Annotated in this window: 18 protein-coding genes; 13 read left to right on the forward strand and 5 right to left on the reverse strand. The window is 46.0% G+C overall.

The features are described 5' to 3' along the window. Window positions 1–46: 46 nt before the first annotated feature. From uxaC to IEY13_RS01310, 8 genes are all read left to right on the forward strand, one after another. Window positions 47–1459 (forward strand): glucuronate isomerase, encoded by a 1413-nt coding sequence (uxaC, locus tag IEY13_RS01275; RefSeq protein ID WP_188949899.1) that lies wholly within the window; start codon window positions 47–49, stop codon window positions 1457–1459. A gap of 42 nt (window positions 1460–1501) precedes the next feature. After that, window positions 1502–3142 (forward strand): NADP-dependent glyceraldehyde-3-phosphate dehydrogenase, encoded by a 1641-nt coding sequence (locus tag IEY13_RS01280; protein WP_188949901.1) that lies wholly within the window; start codon window positions 1502–1504, stop codon window positions 3140–3142. Window positions 3143–3199: 57 nt separating this feature from the next. Further along, window positions 3200–3967 (forward strand): SDR family NAD(P)-dependent oxidoreductase, encoded by a 768-nt coding sequence (locus IEY13_RS01285; RefSeq protein WP_188949903.1) that lies wholly within the window; start codon window positions 3200–3202, stop codon window positions 3965–3967. Window positions 3968–4077: 110 nt separating this feature from the next. Continuing rightward, window positions 4078–4908: a 5-dehydro-4-deoxy-D-glucuronate isomerase gene (gene kduI, locus IEY13_RS01290; protein WP_188949905.1), complete on the forward strand. Its 831-nt coding sequence runs from the start codon at window positions 4078–4080 to the stop codon at window positions 4906–4908. Between the two features lie 29 nt (window positions 4909–4937). Beyond that, window positions 4938–5966: a sugar kinase gene (locus tag IEY13_RS01295; protein ID WP_188949907.1), complete on the forward strand. Its 1029-nt coding sequence runs from the start codon at window positions 4938–4940 to the stop codon at window positions 5964–5966. Further along, complete coding sequence (locus tag IEY13_RS01300; protein ID WP_188949909.1) at window positions 5950–6609, forward strand: bifunctional 4-hydroxy-2-oxoglutarate aldolase/2-dehydro-3-deoxy-phosphogluconate aldolase; 660 nt, start codon at window positions 5950–5952, stop codon at window positions 6607–6609. Before IEY13_RS01295 ends, IEY13_RS01300 begins: the two co-directional genes overlap by 17 nt. Window positions 6610–6630: 21 nt before the next feature. Further along, entirely contained in the window at window positions 6631–8004 is a 1374-nt protein-coding gene (locus IEY13_RS01305) for an MFS transporter (protein WP_188949911.1), read from the forward strand. Window positions 8005–8102: 98 nt separating this feature from the next. Beyond that, window positions 8103–8708, forward strand: coding sequence for a hypothetical protein (locus IEY13_RS01310; protein WP_188949913.1), 606 nt, complete (start codon window positions 8103–8105; stop codon window positions 8706–8708). Between the two features lie 17 nt (window positions 8709–8725). Here the strand turns inward: IEY13_RS01310 and IEY13_RS01315 are convergent, their stop codons facing one another. Next, entirely contained in the window at window positions 8726–10195 is a 1470-nt protein-coding gene (locus IEY13_RS01315; protein WP_188949915.1) for a carboxypeptidase-like regulatory domain-containing protein, read from the reverse strand. Then, window positions 10188–10760: an RNA polymerase sigma factor gene (locus tag IEY13_RS01320; protein WP_188949917.1), complete on the reverse strand. Its 573-nt coding sequence runs from the start codon at window positions 10758–10760 to the stop codon at window positions 10188–10190. Before IEY13_RS01320 ends, IEY13_RS01315 begins: the two co-directional genes overlap by 8 nt. Window positions 10761–10883: 123 nt before the next feature. On the opposite strand from IEY13_RS01320, the gene IEY13_RS01325 reads away from it, so the two are divergent. Together IEY13_RS01325 and IEY13_RS01330 are read left to right on the forward strand one after the other, a co-directional pair. Then, window positions 10884–11942, forward strand: a complete 1059-nt coding sequence (locus IEY13_RS01325; protein ID WP_188949919.1) for a T9SS type A sorting domain-containing protein — start codon at window positions 10884–10886, stop codon at window positions 11940–11942. A gap of 50 nt (window positions 11943–11992) precedes the next feature. Beyond that, a complete protein-coding gene (locus IEY13_RS01330) occupies window positions 11993–13918 on the forward strand; it encodes a vWA domain-containing protein (protein WP_188949921.1) in 1926 nt (641 codons plus the stop codon). On the opposite strand, the gene xerD is transcribed toward IEY13_RS01330, so the two are convergent. Beyond that, the gene (gene xerD / locus IEY13_RS01335) at window positions 13919–14821 is read right to left on the reverse strand and encodes a site-specific tyrosine recombinase XerD (protein WP_188949923.1); all 903 of its coding nucleotides are present in this window, start codon (window positions 14819–14821) and stop codon (window positions 13919–13921) included. 69 nt (window positions 14822–14890) lie between these two features. Further along, window positions 14891–15247, reverse strand: coding sequence for a YraN family protein (locus IEY13_RS01340; RefSeq protein WP_188949925.1), 357 nt, complete (start codon window positions 15245–15247; stop codon window positions 14891–14893). A gap of 38 nt (window positions 15248–15285) precedes the next feature. Here IEY13_RS01340 and manA point away from each other — a divergent pair, with 38 nt between their 5' ends. Genes manA through IEY13_RS30340 form a run of 3 tightly spaced genes read left to right on the forward strand, consistent with a single transcriptional unit; the run spans window position 15286 to window position 17340 of the window. Beyond that, a complete protein-coding gene (manA, locus tag IEY13_RS01345) occupies window positions 15286–16494 on the forward strand; it encodes a mannose-6-phosphate isomerase, class I (RefSeq protein WP_188949927.1) in 1209 nt (402 codons plus the stop codon). Between the two features lie 45 nt (window positions 16495–16539). Then, window positions 16540–17130: a DUF6580 family putative transport protein gene (locus IEY13_RS01350; RefSeq protein WP_188949929.1), complete on the forward strand. Its 591-nt coding sequence runs from the start codon at window positions 16540–16542 to the stop codon at window positions 17128–17130. A 30-nt stretch (window positions 17131–17160) separates the two neighbouring features. After that, on the forward strand, window positions 17161–17340 hold the full coding sequence (locus IEY13_RS30340) for a DUF6728 family protein (protein WP_308421144.1): 180 nt from the start codon (window positions 17161–17163) through the stop codon (window positions 17338–17340). Window positions 17341–17432: 92 nt separating this feature from the next. Here the strand turns inward: IEY13_RS30340 and IEY13_RS01355 are convergent, their stop codons facing one another. Further along, a complete protein-coding gene (locus IEY13_RS01355; RefSeq protein ID WP_188949931.1) occupies window positions 17433–17588 on the reverse strand; it encodes a hypothetical protein in 156 nt (51 codons plus the stop codon). Window positions 17589–17643 lie beyond the last annotated feature (55 nt).

Raw genomic sequence — 17643 nt, forward strand, 5'->3', positions numbered from 1 at the left:
CGTCTCCATTTTGAATTTTTCATTTTGACTTTTGAATTGAACTAACATGAAGCAGTTTTTAGACGAGAATTTTCTGTTGGAAAACAAGACAGCTGAGAAGTTGTATCATGATTTTGCCAAACAGATGCCTATTATAGATTACCACTGTCATTTACCACAATCGCAGATTGCCTCTAACCACCAGTTTGAGAATCTGACGCAGATATGGCTGTATGGCGACCACTACAAATGGCGTGCTATGCGCACCAATGGTGTGGATGAAAGCTATTGCACCGGTAATAAGCCTGACTACGAAAAGTTTGAGCAGTGGGCTAAAACAGTGCCTTACACCCTGCGTAACCCTTTGTACCACTGGACGCACCTGGAGTTACAGCGCTACTTTGATGTGCATGATATACTGAATGCAGATTCGGCTAAAAAAATATATGATACCTGTTCTGAAAAGCTGCGGACGCCTGAATACAGCGTGCGTGGTTTGCTGAAAAAGATGAACGTGGTAATGGTATGTACTACGGATGATCCGGCTGATGATTTAAAAGATCACCAGTTTCTGGCAACAGAAAACTTTGGTACGCCTGTACTGCCTGCTTTTCGCCCGGATGCAGCTATGAACGTAGACAATGCGGAGAACTTTAAAAAGTATGTAGGCCGTATTGAAAAAGCTGCCAACGTAACCGTAACTGATTTCAACAGCTATCTGGATGCGCTGAAAAGCCGTCACGACTTCTTTGCTGCCAACGGTTGTGGTGTAAGTGACCACGGCCTGGAGGAGATTTATGCGGAAGACTATACCGAAGCTGAGATTAAACAAATATTTACCCAGGTAATGGCGGGTAACACCCTTACACTGGAAGAGCGCCGCAAGTTTAAGAGCGCCATGCTGGTATACTTTGCAGAGTGGGATTGGGAAAAAGGCTGGGTACAACAGTACCACCTGGGTGCGCTGCGTAACAATAACCTGCGCAGAATGCGTGAACTGGGGCCTGATACCGGCTGGGATTCTATTGGTGATTTTCAGCAGGGCCGTGCGCTGGCTAAGTTTCTGGGCAAACTGGATGATGGCAACAAACTGGCTAAAACTATTCTGTACAACCTGAACCCGGCTGATAACGAGCTGTTTGCTACCATGATTGGTAACTTTAACGATGGTTCTATTGCGGGTAAAGTTCAGTTTGGATCGGGCTGGTGGTTTCTGGATCAGAAAGATGGCATGACGCGTCAGCTGAATGCCCTGAGCAATATGGGACTGGTGAGCCGCTTTATTGGTATGTTAACCGATTCGCGCAGCTTCCTGTCGTTCCCACGCCACGAGTACTTCCGCAGATTACTGTGTAACCTGTTTGGCAAGGAAGTGGAAAATGGTGAACTGCCAAATGATATTAACTGGATTGGCCAGGTGGTACAGGATATCTGTTACAACAACGCCAAACAGTATTTTAACTGGAAGCAGTTGCCTTAACATGCGTTTAGACATGAATTCATAAATAACCCTTTATTAAAAATGGTAGAAACAAAACTGTCTTTTGAAGAGCTGCTACATGAGAAATTTGTGACGGCCGACGCAATTCCGGAGAAGTTTGCTTTGCCTGGTGAAATTAACCAGCGCGAGTACCTGAGCAACGGGGAAATGAAGCAATGGAATGGCACGGTACATCCGGTGTATTCACCTATTTGTGTAAATACGCCTGAGGGCTTACAGCGTAAGCTGATTGGCTCTTACCCCATTTGTACCGAAGCCGAAGCGGCAGAAGCGCTGGATGCAGCCGTTAAAGCTTACGACAACGGCCGTGGCGAATGGCCCACTATGAACGTGGCACAGCGTATTGCCTGTGTGGCGAAGTTTACCGCTAAAATGCTGGAGCAAAAGGATATAGTGGTAAAGCTGATTATGTGGGAAATTGGTAAGTCTTACGCGGATTCTGTAAAGGAATTTGACAGAACCGTTGAGTATATCAATGCTACTATTGATGCGCTGAAAGGTATTGACCGTGAGGCTTCCCGTTTTGAGGGCGAGCAGGGCATTGTGGCGCAGGTACGCCGTTCACCACTGGGTGTGGTGCTGTGTATGGGACCGTTCAACTATCCGTTGAACGAAACCTTTACCACGTTGATCCCCGCTATCATCATGGGTAATACCCTGTTATTTAAGCCTCCAAAACACGGTACTTTATTACACTATCCTTTGTTACAGGCATTTCAGGAATGTTTTCCCAAAGGCGTGGTAAATACCATCTACGGTCGTGGTAACACTATTGTACCAGGTTTAATGCAGAGCGGTAAAATTGATGTACTTACGCTTATCGGTAGCAGCCGGGTAGCCAACGAGCTTAAAAAGCTGCACCCTAAAGTAAACCGCCTGCGTGCAATACTGGGGCTGGATGCCAAGAACGCTGCCATCATTACGCCTAAAGCCGATCTGAAACAGGCGGTGCAGGAAACGGTGCTGGGTTCATTGTCGTTCAACGGTCAGCGTTGTACTGCATTAAAAATCATTTTCGTTCACCGCTCTATTGCCCACGCCTTCAGCAAACAGCTGAGCGAGGAAGTGAACAAACTGAAAATTGGTATGCCATGGGAGCCGGGTGTAGCCTTAACTCCGTTACCGGAGCCGGGTAAGCCTGCGTATCTGAAAGATATTATTGACGATGCGGTGGCGCATGGTGCCAAAGTGGTAAATGAAAATGGTGGTGTTACGGTGGAGTCGCTGGTATTTCCGGCAGTATTGTATCCGGTAAACGATCAGATGAAAGTATACCGCGAAGAGCAGTTTGGTCCGGTAATTCCTGTGGTGCCTTACGACGATCTGGAAACGCCTATTCAGTATCTGATTGACTCTACACACGGTCAGCAGGTGAGCATTTTCAGTTATGATAAAAATGAAGTAGCTTCCCTCATTGATCCGCTGATGAACCAGGTAAGCCGTGTGAATATCAACTGTCAGTGTCAGCGTGGACCGGATGTGTTTCCGTTCACCGGCCGTAAAGACAGTGCGGAAGGTACTTTATCAGTAGTAGATGCGCTGCGTTCGTTCTCTATACGTTCGCTGGTAGCTACCAAACTGAATGATGCCAATACGCAGTTATTCAATGATATTGTGAGTGAGAACCTTTGTAATTCTCTGAGCAGAAAATACATATTTTAAAGTCAATGAAGAAAGGCCGGTGCTTTTAGTCATTGGCCTTTCTTCAAATATTCAACAATGAGCAACACACTATTCGATCTTACAGGAAAAACGGCACTGGTAACCGGTGGTAACAAAGGCATAGGAAAAGGAATGGCAATAGGCCTGGCAGAAGCAGGTGCGGATATTATTGTAGTATCCGGGTCGATAGCGCTGGAAGGTAGTGATGTGGAAAAAGAAGTAACTGCGCTGGGGCGCAAATTCAAAGCATATCAGGCAAATCTGGGCGACCGTGAAAAGCTGTATGCGTTTATTGAAAAGTTACTGGCAGAGAATACGAATATTGATATACTGGTAAACAATGCAGGCACTATTATGCGTAAGCCTGCAGCTGAACATCCTGATGAGTGGTGGGATAGCGTGTTGTCGCTTAACCTGGATGCACCCTTTATTCTGGCCAGAGAAATTGGCAAACACATGCTGCAACGCGGCAGTGGTAAAATTATTTTCACCTGTTCGTTACTCAGTTTCCAGGGCGGTATAAACGTACCTGGTTATGCAGCCAGCAAAGGCGCGTTAAGCAGCCTGGTTAAAGCACTGGCCAATGAGTGGGCAGGTAAAGGCATTAATGTAAATGGTATTGCACCGGGTTATATTGCTACCGACAATACAGAAGCTTTACGTAACGATCCTGTACGCTCAAAATCTATCCTGGACAGAATTCCGGCAGCACGCTGGGGTGAGGCAGAAGATTTTAAAGGGCCTGCTGTATTCCTGGCATCAGATGCCGGCGCATACGTACAAGGCACCATACTTACCGTTGACGGCGGTTGGATGGGGAGATAAGGAAGTAAAAAATCAAAAGTCAAAAATCAAAAAAGAGAGATTGGGTTTTGACTTTTGATTTTTCACTTTTCACTTTTGAATTTAGATTTTTGACTTTTGAATTAATAAAGATGGAAGTAAGATTTCAGCAGAGTCCTAAAGAAACCAGCCAGATGAACACACAGGAGCTGCGTACCAATTTTCTTGTGGAAAATCTGATGCAGGATGATAAACTGAACCTGGTGTATTCGCATTATGACCGCGTAATTATTGGCGGAGCCAAACCGGTAAACCAGGTGCTGAAACTGGAAACACATGCTGAGCTGAAAGCAGACTATTTTTTAGAGCGCAGAGAGCTGGGTATTATTAACGTAGGTGGCGCAGGCAAAGTTGTTGCTGATGGCGTAACTTATGAGTTGAACAAGCTGGATTGCCTGTACCTGGGTAAAGGAACCAAAGCAGTATCTTTTGCTACTACAAACGCAAACGATGCCGCTATATTTTACCTGTTATCTGCTCCGGCACATGCTAACTATCCTACAGTTAAATATACCAAAGAGCAGGCGCAGGGCGGCGATATGGGCAGCCAGGCAACCGCTAATAAAAGAACCATTTACCGTTACATTCATGCCGATGGCATTCAGAGCTGTCAGCTGGTAATGGGGCTTACTATACTGGAAGATGGCAGTGTATGGAACACTATGCCATCGCACACGCATACCCGCCGTATGGAGGCTTACTATTATTTTGATGTAAAGCCAGACCAGCGTGTGTTCCATTTTATGGGCCAGCCTACTGAAACACGTCACCTGCTGGTAGCCAATAACGAAGCTATTATTTCCCCGCCATGGTCTATCCATTCCGGTTGCGGAACGGCTGCCTATGGTTTTATCTGGGGAATGGCTGGCGAAAACTATACTTATAGCGATATGGACCCGGCTCCGCTGGCAGATATGCGTTAAGCCCTTATAACCCTTTGGACCAATTGAACATGAAAAAAGTATTTTGTTTTGGCGAGCTGTTATTACGCATGTCCCCCGCATTGGGGCAGCAATGGTTACAAACCAACAGCATGCCTGTATTTATAGGCGGTGCAGAACTGAATGTGGCGCAGGCGCTTGCCGCTTGGCAGGTGCCGGTGCAGTATGGTACTGCACTGCCGCAGAACTACCTGGCACAGGAAGTATGCGATCTGATGACGGAGAAAAAGGTAGATATGAGCCGGGTACATTTTTCCGGTGAGCGTATTGGAACCTATTATCTGCCACAGGGTGCAGACCTGAAAAACGCAGGTGTTATTTATGACCGTGCTTACTCCTCTTTCTGGTCGCTGAAGCCCGGTATGATTAACTGGGACGAAACACTGAAAGATGCGGGTTGGTTTCATTTCAGCGCTATCAGCCCTGCATTGAATACCGATGTGGTGGCAGTATGTAAGGAAGCGCTGGAAGCAGCTACCCGTTTGGGTCTTACTATTTCAGTTGATCTTAACTACCGCGCCAAACTGTGGCAGTATGGTAAAAAGCCGGTGGAGATAATGCCGGAGCTTACAAAGTATTGCCATGTAATTATGGGCAATATATGGGCTGCCGCCAACCTGCTGGGTATGCCATTGAACGACAAGCTGATTGCCGCAGACAATAAAACCGAATACTTACAGCATGCGGTAGAAACATCGGAAGCCATAGCCAAAGCATTTCCGGTAAGCCATACCGTAGCCAATACTTTCCGTTTTGATAAAGAGGGTGGTGGTATTTACTACTATGCGGCCCTGCAATCCGGCGGGCAGCAATATGTATCACCTGAGTTTACAGCCGATAAAATTGTAGACAAGGTGGGCAGCGGCGACTGTTTTATGGGTGGTTTAATCTACAGCATTTACAACCAGCACCAGCCGCAGGATATTATTAACTACGCAGCAGCAGCAGCTTTTGGTAAACTACATGAGGTGGGTGATGCTACCCGCCAGCGTGTTGCTGATGTACAATCTACTATTCAACGTTATGAGCAAAAAAGATAGTTCGTTACAGGCCGTATTAAAACAGCGTATACTGCCTTTGTATTTTGAAGCAGACCAAACCGTGTCTGTGGAACTGATGAAGGCTTTGTATGCTGCCAATATCCGTGCTATTGAATATACCAACCGCGGTGCTGCTGCACTGGACAACTTCAAGGCTATGAAGCAACTGCGTGATGCGGAGTTGCCTGGTTTGGAAATTGGTATTGGTACCATTAAGAACGCTGCAGATGCCCGTGCTTTTGCAGAAGCGGGTGTTGACTTTCTCATCAGCCCAGGATTAGTGCCGGAAGTGCATGCCGTGGCGGAAGAATTTGGATTACTGTATGTACCAGGTTGTATGACCCCCACTGAAATTATACAGGCTGAGAACGCGGGAATTCCTTTTGTAAAACTGTTTCCTGGTAACGTACTGGGTACCGGTTTTGTAGAGGCCATCCGCACCTTGTTTCCTAAAATGTATTTTATGCCTACAGGTGGGGTGGAGCTGGAAGAAGCCAACCTGCGCGGCTGGTTTGCAGCGGGTGTAAATGCAGTAGGACTGGGCAGCAAGCTGATTAACAAGAAAGTACTGGCGCAGCCTGATTATGCTAAAGCTATAACAGAGCTTACTGCTAAAACATATACGTTTATTCAATCCATTTAAGAAAACCGCAAAACGATTCGCATGTCTTCTTCAACTAAAATAGGCAGCTACCGGTGGACGATCTGTGCACTGTTATTTGTTGCCACTACTGTAAACTATCTGGACAGGCAGGTGCTGAGCCTTTTACAGCCACACCTGGAAGAACTGTACGGATGGACCAACAGTGATTACGCCAACATTACGGCAGCTTTTCAGCTGTTTTATGCCATTGCCATGTTGTTTGCAGGCAAGTTTATTGATAAAATAGGCACTAAATGGGGCTATGCAGTGGCTATTATTGTATGGTCGCTGGGTGCGCTGGTACATGCTTATTCCGTAGATATCGGCACTGGTATAGGAGGTATATTAAAAGTGTTTGGTATTACGGTGTGGAGTGCTTCTGTACTGGGCTTTATGGCTTCGCGTATGGTACTGGCTTTAGGCGAGGCGGGTAACTTTCCGGCAGCTATAAAAGCTACGGCAGAATACTTTCCGCAGAAAGAACGTTCACTGGCTACCGGTATCTTTAACTCTGGCGCTAACATAGGAGCCATTATTGCACCTATTGCTATTCCCCGTATTGAAGCCCTGTGGGGTTGGGAAGCGGCGTTTGTAATAGTGGGGCTTTTCGGCTTTGTATGGCTGGCTTTCTGGTTGGTATTTTATGAGAAGCCTGAAAAGCAAAAAAGACTTTCTAAAGCAGAGCTGGAGTACATTACAGAAGGTGTGCCTGCTGTGCATGCTGCCCCTTCGGAAGATGTGCCTGTTGAGCAGAAGATTAAGTGGAGCACTTTGCTGGGCTTCCGCCAAACCTGGGCGTTTGTGGTGGGTAAAGCCCTTACAGATGGTGTTTGGTGGTTTTTCCTGTTCTGGCTGCCTGCTTACCTGAAATCGAATTACCAATTGGTAGGCGACGCTATTTCACTGCCGCTGGCTATACTGTACAGCTTATCTATGATAGGCAGTATTAGTGGTGGCTGGTTACCGGTATTCTTTATTAACAGAGGCTTACCGGCGTTTGATGGGCGCAGACGCGCTATGTTGCTGATTGCACTGGTGCCGTTGATTGTACTGGCTGCACAGCCGCTGGGTTACATCAGTTATTGGGTACCTGTATTGCTGATAGGTATTGGTACCGCAGCACACCAGGCATGGAGTGCCAACATTTTTACTACCGTATCGGATATGTTTCCTAAAAAAGCCATTGGTTCTATTGTAGGCATTGGTGGCATGGCTGGTGGTTTAGGGGGTGTGATCATTTCCAAAGCAGGCGGTGCTTTGTTTGACCACTACAAAGCACAGGGACATATTGAAACCGGTTACACCATCATGTTTGCCTTTTGTGCTACCGCTTACATTCTGGCATGGGTGTTAATGAAGTTGCTGGTACCTAAACACAAAATGGTGGAAATTTAAGTACATAGCTAAATAATGATAAAGCAAATGCCGCCTCTTGCGAAAGAGGCGGCATTTTTGTAATATCATTTACTGGTAAACGTTTATCCTGCGCAAACATGAGCATACAAAAACAATTTATATACCCGCTGGTGCTGTGTGGCATGTTTGCCGGTACAACGGGCTGCACGCGCGTAAAAAAGCGCAAAGAATGGCCTGTAAACCGCGATGCAGGCATTGCCAGCGTTACCCTTATACGGCATAATTTTATGGATAGTGTGGCGGCGGGGGACGAACTTACACCGGAGCAGATAAAGCGTTCTACCATTATTGACAGTATGTACCGTAAGGAAGATGTGGCGTTTAGGGGAGATACGGTGTATAAAGCTTTTGGTGACTGTAGTATTGCACTGCTTGATTATAACGACAAGAAGAATTGCACCTACAAATTTCTGCTGGTATATAAAGGCCCCAGGAGAAATACAGATTATACCATTGTGCAAACCGATTGCGATGAGGATTTGTCGGCAGATTTCAGCCGTACAGGCTTTCAGTTGCTGTCAGACTCCAGCTTTTCTACCCGGGAAGATTTTTATAAAAAGCTGCCTGAAGATAGTGTACAGGTTACTGCTACTATACGCACGTTTGTTATTAACAAAGAAGGTTTGATTGAGCCGGTAAAAACAGAAACCGAGAAAAAGCCCGTGGAGAAGCGGGAAGAATAGGGACAGAAATGCGGTTATTAAAACCGCACTTTTACCCGCGTTTTCTTTTTCTTATCGCCAATCCATACGGGGCCATTCTGGAGCGCAGAAATAGCTTTGCCGTTAAGCGAATTATCGGAGGAGTGGATGATATTGAAATCACGTGGTTTGCCTGCTTCATCAATTACAAACTCCAGTTCAATAGTACCGGTAATTTTTTGGTTGCTTCCGGTAGTATCCATTTCCTGATGAATTTTGCGGTAAGCATATTCCTGGAAGGATTGCCAGCCACCGGAAGGGTATACGCTATCTGCGGAGGCTTCTGCTGGCACGGGTGCCTTTTTGCGGGAACGCAATTCTGTAACTACCATGTCTGAGAGAGATTCCTCTTCTGTATCCAGCAGAATGGTATTGTTTTTACTGATGCTAACTGCGGCCTGTCTGGTTTCAAATCCGATAGAAGTAATTTCTACTTTAGCCATTGTATCCAGTGTACGGAGCGCGAATCTGCCTTTATCATCTGTTATAGAAACAGCATTGCCGTTCATTACCTTAACGGAGGCACCTGTAACGGGGTTGCCGGAGTCATCTGTAATAGTACCGCGTAGCAGATTGGCAGCTACTGTTCTTGCGCCTGCTTTATAAGTTTCGTTTAAAGCCAGGGCAGTTGCTTTATCTGCCTGTGTTTTATTGATTCCGTAGCCTGTTACTACTACCTGATCTGTTGCCTGTATGCTATCTGTGCGGAAAGCGGCTGCATTTTTTCTCCTTTTGGTTCCGGACACGCTTACACCTGCTGCCCGGCCCGATAAAGCAGATACTACATTGGCAGTTGCAGCTTCTTTTTTTGCCAGTGCAGCTGAAAGGTCAGGTGCAGCTTTTGCTTCCATGCGTGAGGGGGGCGGTTCGGAAGTTACCTGTGCCAGTGTGGCTTCCGGTGCTGGTTTTGCCGGAGGCGCCACAGGTGCAGGCACCGGTACTGGCTTTTGGCTGTTTGCCTGTTTTGTTGGTGGTACTGTATGCGTTGCAGCAATGGAGCCTTTTGCCGGAGCAGCCGGTTTAAGGCTGTCTGCCTGCGGTGCTATCTGTGTGGCCGGATCGGGGGCGGCAGGTGCAGGTGTTGTTTGCTTCTGCGCCAGATCGTGCTGTGGCACTGTGGTGCCATCGGGCGATTGCAGCAGCTTCCAGGTAAGTGAACCGGCACCGGCAATAATAATTACCATAGCGGCCACCTTCCACCACTGCCAGCGCACATTTATATTGCGTACGGGAGTAACCACAGCGTTGGTAGCGTCCTGCGGTTGCTGCAAAGAAGCGGCAATCTGGTTCAGATGCTGTGCTGCCTGTGGCAGGGGAGCTTCGGAATAACCTTCCAGCGCATCTGCCAGAAACGGATCCAACAGGGCAGCCTTCTCTATCTCGTGCATTTCGCCGGGAGACAGCTTGCCTGACAGGTACCTTTGTATATCTGCCAGGGTATAGTTTATATGTAAGTTTACATTACCCATTGCTTTCCATGCAGTTTTTGAGGTTTCTACGGCCGTTCTGAATCAGGCTGCGCACTTTATTCCAGTCGTTACCGGTAATACCGGTTATTTCATTGTAACATTTGTTTTGCAGGTAAAATAATTGCACCGCCTGCCGTTGGGCATCGGGCAGTGTTTCCATGCACAATTCCAGCTTCTTAAAATCCTGTTCTTTATCCAGCACACTATCCAGATGCGAAAAATCTTCCGATTGCATAACGTTTATGTCCAGCGAAACAGTAACGGCTTTCTTTTCTTTGCGTAAGTGCATGAGGCAGTGGTTTTTAGTAACCACATATAACCAGCTTTTAAAATTATCTACCTCGTGTTTTGGCAGCTTTACCAGTAATTCCTGGTAAATATTCATTACAGCATCTTTGCTGGCTTCTGCGTCTTTAAGGTATTTAAAGCAGGTACCGTAAACCAGATCGGTATAGCGGAGGTAAAGTGTAGCCAGCACCTGCTGGTCGCCATTGCGGCGAAAAGCGGCGAGTAAATTCTCATCGCTTCGGGGCGCTGTATTCTCTACGTGCATTACGGAACTCATGTGTTCTGCCAAATTAAAAAAATATCGCGTACCAGCAAGGAACAGACGTAAATCAGGCGGTTTTTTTTAACAGGTTTTTTATGTAATCCTGCTTTTTAAAGCATCTGGTTACAAATATTGCTTATGAAACAGTCCATTCAGCTACAAATACCCGAGCCCTGCCATGAAAACTGGCAACAGATGACACCGGTAGAACAGGGGCGTTTTTGTAATGCCTGCGCCAAAACTGTAATTGATTTCAGTATTATGACCGATCAGCAGATTCTGGATTATTTGTCTGCCACCTCTGCGGGTATTTGCGGACGTTTTCAGGAATCGCAGTTACACCGAACCATACAACCTATGCCTGTGCCACCCAAAAGCAAGTGGTGGATGGCCCTGCTGATGCCGTTATTATTAGGTATACAGCGTTTAAAAGCACAACAAAATGAATCACTTCAGGGCAAAGTGGCTTATCCCAGGCCGGAAGTATTGGTAAAAAAAGGAGAAGTGGCAGTGCCGCCGCAGCGTGCATTAACCGCTATGCATATTACCGGTACAGTAACAGATACAGCAGGAAAGCCAATACCCTATGCTATTATTCATCTGGAATCGCCTTCAGAATCTGTAACGGCAGATATGGAAGGGAAATTTTCGCTGCGTGCTGAAACGAATCAAACGAGCGCGGTACTTACCGTTAGCTGTTTGGGGTATACCAGCATCCGTAAGGAAATACCTGTGCAGCTACAGGCTGTATGGAATTATGTATTGGTGCAGGAAGCAGCCGAATTAAAACCTGTGGTAGTTACTGCTTCCGGAATTAAAGGAAAGCTTACAACAACGCGAGGTGCAGTAGCTATTGTAAAGAATACTGTTTTAGGAGATATACTTATTAATTGTATTAAGGATACCGCAGATTATCTGGGAAGAAAGATGATGGGCAAGCCAGATCGTTTTTCTGTTACTCCCAACCCTGTTCGCAGAAGCCAGCAGTTTATACTACAGAGTAAAGAGGCAGATAACTATACTGTTCAGATAGTATCCAACTCCGGAGCCGTGGTATATGTGCAATATTTTAAATCAGCCAGAGATGCAAGGCAATTTATTACGGTACAAAGCTCCTGGATGCCTGGTATGTACTATGTGCGTATACAGGATGAAAAGACAAAGAAACAATACAGTCAGAAAATAATTATTCTATAGTTTTTATGTAATCATCTGCACTTACTGCATCCTGTATAAAATAAGTTGTTATGAAGCACGTATCGTTATTTCTGATGTGGATAATAACAGCAATGGCTGCTTTTTCACAGGCTGTTGTAGTAAGGGGTAAAGTAAAAGATGAGAGCGGAAAGCCTGTGCAGGGTGCCAGTGTAAATGCGGATAACAGAGCAGTAGTTACTGATAGCCTGGGTAGGTTTAGTATACAGATTGCTTCTGAAGATGCTAAGCTGGTGGTAACCATGATAGGTTTTGAGGAGCAGGAAGTAAAAGCTACCGGAAAAAAGGAACTGAATATAGTATTGCATCAGGATAAAGGAGCATTGAATGAAGTTGTGGTAATAGGCTATGCAACAGCACGCAAAAAGGATGTATCTTCTATGCTGCAGGGCAGGGTAGCCGGCCTGGCTGTTACCAATAGTACTTATTACAAACAATCAAGTCCTTCGCCGGGAGCGCCAGGTGCAATATGGGGGGAGCGCTCCCGGCTTTCTACAGATGGCGAAGGGTATAATCATATTGCTGAAAATCGTTTTCAGAAAGTAACAGACCATCCCTTGTCTACTTTTTCTATTGATGTGGATGCGGCCTCTTACAGCAATGTGCGGCGTATAATAACAGACGGCAACAGGCCTCCTGCCGGTGCTGTACGCATTGAGGAAATGATTAATTATTTTTCCTATCCCTACAAAAAGCCACAGGGCAAAGATCCGGTGCATATTCAAGCAGAATTAAGTGCATGCCCATGGAATACGCAACACCAGCTGGCGTTGGTTGCTTTAAAGGCTACGGAAATACCTACAGATCGCCTGCCTGCTGCCAATCTGGTGTTTCTGATTGATGTGAGTGGTAGTATGCTGGCTGATAACAAACTGCCGTTGGTAAAATCATCCTTACACCTGTTGACAGAAAATCTGCGTCCGCAGGATAAAGTGGCTATTGTAACCTATGCGGGCAGTGCGGGCTTGTCGCTACCCGCTACCAGTGGCGCTGAAAAGCTGACTATAAGAAAGGCAATTGATCGCCTGGAGGCAGGTGGTTCTACAGCGGGAGGGGCAGGTATTCAGCTGGCTTATAAAGTAGCACAGAAACAACTGATTAAAGGAGGCAATAACCGTGTAATACTTTGTACCGATGGTGATTTTAACGTAGGGGTAAGTAGTGAGGATGGCCTGGTAAGGTTAGTGGAAGAGAAGCGCGAAAGCGGCGTTTTCTTAACCGTGCTGGGCTTTGGAGAGGGGAATTATCAGGATGCTAAAATGCAGCAGCTGGCAGATAAGGGCAATGGCAACCATGCTTATATTGATGGTATTATGGAAGCCAGAAAGGTATTGGTAAATGAGTTTGGTGGTACCTTATTTACCGTGGCCAAAGATGTAAAACTACAGATTGAGTTTAACCCTGACCGCGTAAAAGGGTACCGGTTAATTGGCTATGAAAACCGCTTACTGGCCAAAGAAGATTTTAACAACGACCAGAAAGACGCCGGAGAAATGGGCAGCGGCCATACGGTAACTGCTTTATATGAAATTATACCAGCGGGTGTGGAAGCGCCCGAACTGGACAGTGTAGATAAATTGCGTTACCAGAAAGTGCCGGAACGAAAAGCAACTGCTAAAGCGGGTGGTGCGGAAGAAGTGTTTTATGTAAAGCTGCGCTATAAAAAGCCGGATGAAAAGGAAAGCAGATTGATGGAGCAGGGAGTAAAAGAAACAGCCGCTTCTTTTGAGAATGCCTCTGAGAGCTTACGTTTTGCCGCGGCTGTGGCAGCGTTTGGTATGAAATTGCGTGATTCGGAATTTCAGGGCAAATTATCTTATAACGATATAATACGTATTGCACAAAAGGCTACGGGCGAGGATAAAGAAAAGTACCGCGCTGAATTTGTACAGCTGGTAAAAGCAGCTTCCGGAATAGGTGATAAGCAGCCAATAGCAGTAGTGGAAGATGGTGAATAATTAAGGCTTGTACGCCGGATGAAATTGTTGCAGGGTGCTCCGCAGGAAATCACGGTCCAGATGGGTATAAATCTCTGTAGTAGTAATACTCTCATGGCCCAGCATTTCCTGCACCGCCCGCAAATCGGCCCCGCCTTCTACCAGATGGGTGGCAAAGGAATGGCGGAAGGTGTGAGGGGAAATGTTTTTGGTAATGCCTGCTTTTAACGCCATGTCTTTAATAATGTAAAAGATCATTACGCGTGAGAGGCTTTTGCCAAAGCGGTTCAGGAAAAGAATATCCTCGCTGCCTTTTTGGGCCTGCTGATGTGTGCGTACCGTGTCTTTATAAATGTTAATATACTTAACGGCATCCCGGCCTATTGGCACCAGGCGTTCTTTATCGCCTTTACCAATTACACGTACAAAGCCTATATCCAGATACAGACAGCTGATTTTCAGATTTACAGTTTCGCTTACCCGCAGTCCGCAGCTGTACATAATTTCCAGAATAGCTTTGTTGCGGGTACCATCCGGAGTGCTTAGATCTATCGCGCCTATAATTTTTTCAATTTCTTCAAAGCTCAGTATATCAGGCAGGGCGCGTTTCAACTTAGGGGCTTCCAGCAGAGCGGTGGGGTCTGTTGTGGTTATATTCTCCAGCAAGCAGTATTTATAAAAGCTGCGGATACCAGACAGTATGCGTGCCTGCGAGTTGGGCGTCATGCCCAGTTCGCTAATCCATTTTACAAACTGTTGCAGGTCTTTCAGCGTAATTTCCGCCGGTGGTTTGGCCAGTTGTGCAGTTTCCAGAAAAGCGGTGAGCTTCTCTATATCATGCATATAGGCTTCTACAGAGTTATCGCTGAGCGAGCGTTCCAGCTGAAGATATGCTTTGAATCCTTTTTTATATGCCTGCCACATGTGTACTTTCCCCGTTATGGCCGGAAATATATTTCTTTTTACGGGATAGCCGGGAGGATGCGGGGCAAATCAGAAGAAAATGTCTTCGATCAGGAAATATTCGTCTGGTTTATCTGTATGCAGATTAATGGCCAGTACATCAAACTGTAGCAATACCCAGGCATGGTTCCGGGCCTGATAAGCCAGGGCTGCCTGCTTCAGGCAATTCATTTTTTGCCGGTTAATGCTTTCTTCCGGCATGCCAAAGAGGGTAGAAGTGCGGGTTTTTATTTCCACTATATGCAGGCGGTTGTTGCGGGTGGCTATAATGTCTACTTCGCAGCGTTTATGCCGCCAGTTGCGTTCCAGTATGGTATAGCCTTTTTGTTCCAACCAACCAGCTGCCAGTGTTTCGCCTTTGCTGCCGGTGATATTATTATCATACATTGTAGTATCTTTCGCGGGTTAAACCCAGAGTATTCAATATGTTACAAGATAGAATTTTTGAGCTGAAAGGCAAAGTTCAGCATTATGCCTGGGGCGGATTTGAATTTATACCCAATTGGTTACAGGTACCTAACAACCCGCCTTTACCCTGCGCAGAATATTGGATGGGTGCTCACCCATCTGCTCCTTCCTTATTAAAAAATGGTGGTGAAATTATTGATCTGAATTATCTGATTCAGCAATTACCGGATGTGGCTGTAGGAAAGGAAACCTGGCAACGGTTTGGCGAATTGCCTTATCTGTTTAAAATTCTGGATGTAAAAGAAATGCTTTCTATACAGGTACACCCTTCTAAAGCAGAGGCCGAAAAAGGCTTTGCTGCCGAAGAAGCGGCGGGTATTCCTATAAACGCTCCTAACCGTAACTACAAGGATAAAAACCATAAGCCGGAGGTAATGGTGGCGTTGAGCGAATTCTGGCTGTTGCATGGTTTTTTACAGCCAGATGTATTAAAAAGGGTGTTGCACAGCGTTCCGGCTTTTGAACCGCTGGCGGCGCTGTTTGAAAAAGAAGGCTACAGAGCGCTTTATCAACATGTAATGGAATTACCGCAACAGCAGGTAAATATTATGCTGTTACCACTGGTGCTGGCTGAGCGTCAGAAATACAAAGCTGGTCAGCTTACCAAAAGCCAGCCGGGATGGTGGGTAGCCAAACTGTACGAGGGGCAGGAGTTTGTAGGCGATATTGACAGAGGCGTGTTTTCCATTTACTTTTTCAATATTGTTCAGGTGCAGCCCGGAGGCGCCGTTTTCCAGGGCGCTGGTGTACCGCATGCTTACCTGGAAGGGCAGAATGTGGAGTTAATGGCCAACAGCGATAACGTGCTGCGTGGCGGTTTAACCCCCAAGCATGTGGATGTGCCTGAGTTGCTGAAACATACGGTATTTGAAGGCATTACCCCGGTGGTTATGCAGGGTGAGGATACCGGAAAAGGGGAGCGGCTATACCACTGTCCTGTTCCTGATTTTGGCATCAGTAAGCTGCAGCTGGCAGCGGGGCAAACCCTGCGGCATATCAGCAGCTCGCTGGAAATAATTGTGGTAATGGCAGGTACGCTGCGTGTATCGGGCAGGGGCATGGTTACCGTTGGCAAAGGAGGTACTGTAGCCATACTGGCAGCCGAAGCGTATGAGCTACAGGCAGTTGAGCCGGTGCTGGCTTATCGTGCTTTTGTACCCCGGTAATTGTAATTTGCTGTAATTTTGCTGTTTATTAATGCTTGTAGTGCAATGAAAGTCACAAAATCTGTTATAGTTGCGTTTGTGTTGCTGGTAATAGTGGCCGCGCTGTATCGTATAGTACCTAACCGCCCTATGGGCTTTGCCCCGCAATATGCCATGGCATTGTTTGGTGGTGTTATGTTCCGGAACGATAAAAAATGGGCATTTGCCTTACCGGTATTTTCTCTGTTTCTGAGCGATCTGTTGTACCAGTTATTATACAACGCAGGCATATCTGCTACCCCCGGTTTTTATGAAGGGCAGTGGCAGAATTATATTCTGTTTGGTTTACTGGCAGCGGTAGGGTTTCTGGTAAAGCGTGTGCGTGTAGTTAGCATTGCACTGGCTTCTGTAGCAGCGCCTACGGTGTTTTTTCTGATATCTAACTTTCTGGTATGGGCTGGTACGCAGGGTACCCGTGGTTTAAACCGCCCCAGAACCTTTGATGGGTTGATGCAGTCTTACGCAGATGGATTGCCGTTTTACCCCAACAGTGTATATGCAACGCTGTTTTTTTCGCTGGTATTATTCGGTGGTTATTTTTTGCTGAAGCAGAACCCGCAGCAGCAGATGCTTGCTGTTAAAAAGGCCTCTGTTTAATTTGTTTCATTTTTAGTAAAGCTTTTAGCTATGGGTATATGGCGCCAGCTGGCTGAATATTTATATATTAAGAAGAAGGATACGGACAGACCAGCCAACTTTAATACACGTTTGATGCATGGAATGAACAGGATTTCCCTCCTGATTTTTCTGATGTGTCTGCTGATTATTTTTTTTAAATATGTGCTGTTACCGTTAATACGGAAATAGAATACAATAGATTATTTAAAAAAAGGTCCGTTATAAACGGGCCTTTTTTTATGCCCTGAAACAGGACACATCAGGACAGTTGATTCATTCGTCTACGATATCTTTGGTAGTATCAGGTTCTGCCCGCCTATATCGGAACCTGAGCCATAAACGATTGCCATTTTATAACGACAAGCTAATTGCAGTGCTATATGAAAAGAATACAAACTGTTATAACCAGGTGCATTTCTTTCCGCACGTATTTCCATGAAATGAATGTTTTACGCAAACAACAGCGCTATGTGTTGCAGGAATTGATTTTTT

Source organism: Filimonas zeae, from assembly GCF_014641615.1.
Classification (GTDB): domain Bacteria; phylum Bacteroidota; class Bacteroidia; order Chitinophagales; family Chitinophagaceae; genus Filimonas; species Filimonas zeae.

What these genes read in the sequence shown, in the direction of transcription:
- uxaC (WP_188949899.1), top strand. Translation starts at nt 47, where the DNA reads ATGAAGCAGTTTTTAGACGAGAATTTTCTGTTGGAAAACAAGACAGCT.
- IEY13_RS01280 (WP_188949901.1), top strand. Translation starts at nt 1,502, where the DNA reads ATGGTAGAAACAAAACTGTCTTTTGAAGAGCTGCTACATGAGAAATTT.
- IEY13_RS01285 (WP_188949903.1), top strand. Translation starts at nt 3,200, where the DNA reads ATGAGCAACACACTATTCGATCTTACAGGAAAAACGGCACTGGTAACC.
- kduI (WP_188949905.1), top strand. Translation starts at nt 4,078, where the DNA reads ATGGAAGTAAGATTTCAGCAGAGTCCTAAAGAAACCAGCCAGATGAAC.
- IEY13_RS01295 (WP_188949907.1), top strand. Translation starts at nt 4,938, where the DNA reads ATGAAAAAAGTATTTTGTTTTGGCGAGCTGTTATTACGCATGTCCCCC.
- IEY13_RS01300 (WP_188949909.1), top strand. Translation starts at nt 5,950, where the DNA reads ATGAGCAAAAAAGATAGTTCGTTACAGGCCGTATTAAAACAGCGTATA.
- IEY13_RS01305 (WP_188949911.1), top strand. Translation starts at nt 6,631, where the DNA reads ATGTCTTCTTCAACTAAAATAGGCAGCTACCGGTGGACGATCTGTGCA.
- IEY13_RS01310 (WP_188949913.1), top strand. Translation starts at nt 8,103, where the DNA reads ATGAGCATACAAAAACAATTTATATACCCGCTGGTGCTGTGTGGCATG.
- IEY13_RS01315 (WP_188949915.1), bottom strand. Translation starts at nt 10,195, where the DNA reads ATGGGTAATGTAAACTTACATATAAACTATACCCTGGCAGATATACAA.
- IEY13_RS01320 (WP_188949917.1), bottom strand. Translation starts at nt 10,760, where the DNA reads ATGAGTTCCGTAATGCACGTAGAGAATACAGCGCCCCGAAGCGATGAG.
- IEY13_RS01325 (WP_188949919.1), top strand. Translation starts at nt 10,884, where the DNA reads ATGAAACAGTCCATTCAGCTACAAATACCCGAGCCCTGCCATGAAAAC.
- IEY13_RS01330 (WP_188949921.1), top strand. Translation starts at nt 11,993, where the DNA reads ATGAAGCACGTATCGTTATTTCTGATGTGGATAATAACAGCAATGGCT.
- xerD (WP_188949923.1), bottom strand. Translation starts at nt 14,821, where the DNA reads ATGTGGCAGGCATATAAAAAAGGATTCAAAGCATATCTTCAGCTGGAA.
- IEY13_RS01340 (WP_188949925.1), bottom strand. Translation starts at nt 15,247, where the DNA reads ATGTATGATAATAATATCACCGGCAGCAAAGGCGAAACACTGGCAGCT.
- manA (WP_188949927.1), top strand. Translation starts at nt 15,286, where the DNA reads ATGTTACAAGATAGAATTTTTGAGCTGAAAGGCAAAGTTCAGCATTAT.
- IEY13_RS01350 (WP_188949929.1), top strand. Translation starts at nt 16,540, where the DNA reads ATGAAAGTCACAAAATCTGTTATAGTTGCGTTTGTGTTGCTGGTAATA.
- IEY13_RS30340 (WP_308421144.1), top strand. Translation starts at nt 17,161, where the DNA reads ATGGGTATATGGCGCCAGCTGGCTGAATATTTATATATTAAGAAGAAG.
- IEY13_RS01355 (WP_188949931.1), bottom strand. Translation starts at nt 17,588, where the DNA reads ATGGAAATACGTGCGGAAAGAAATGCACCTGGTTATAACAGTTTGTAT.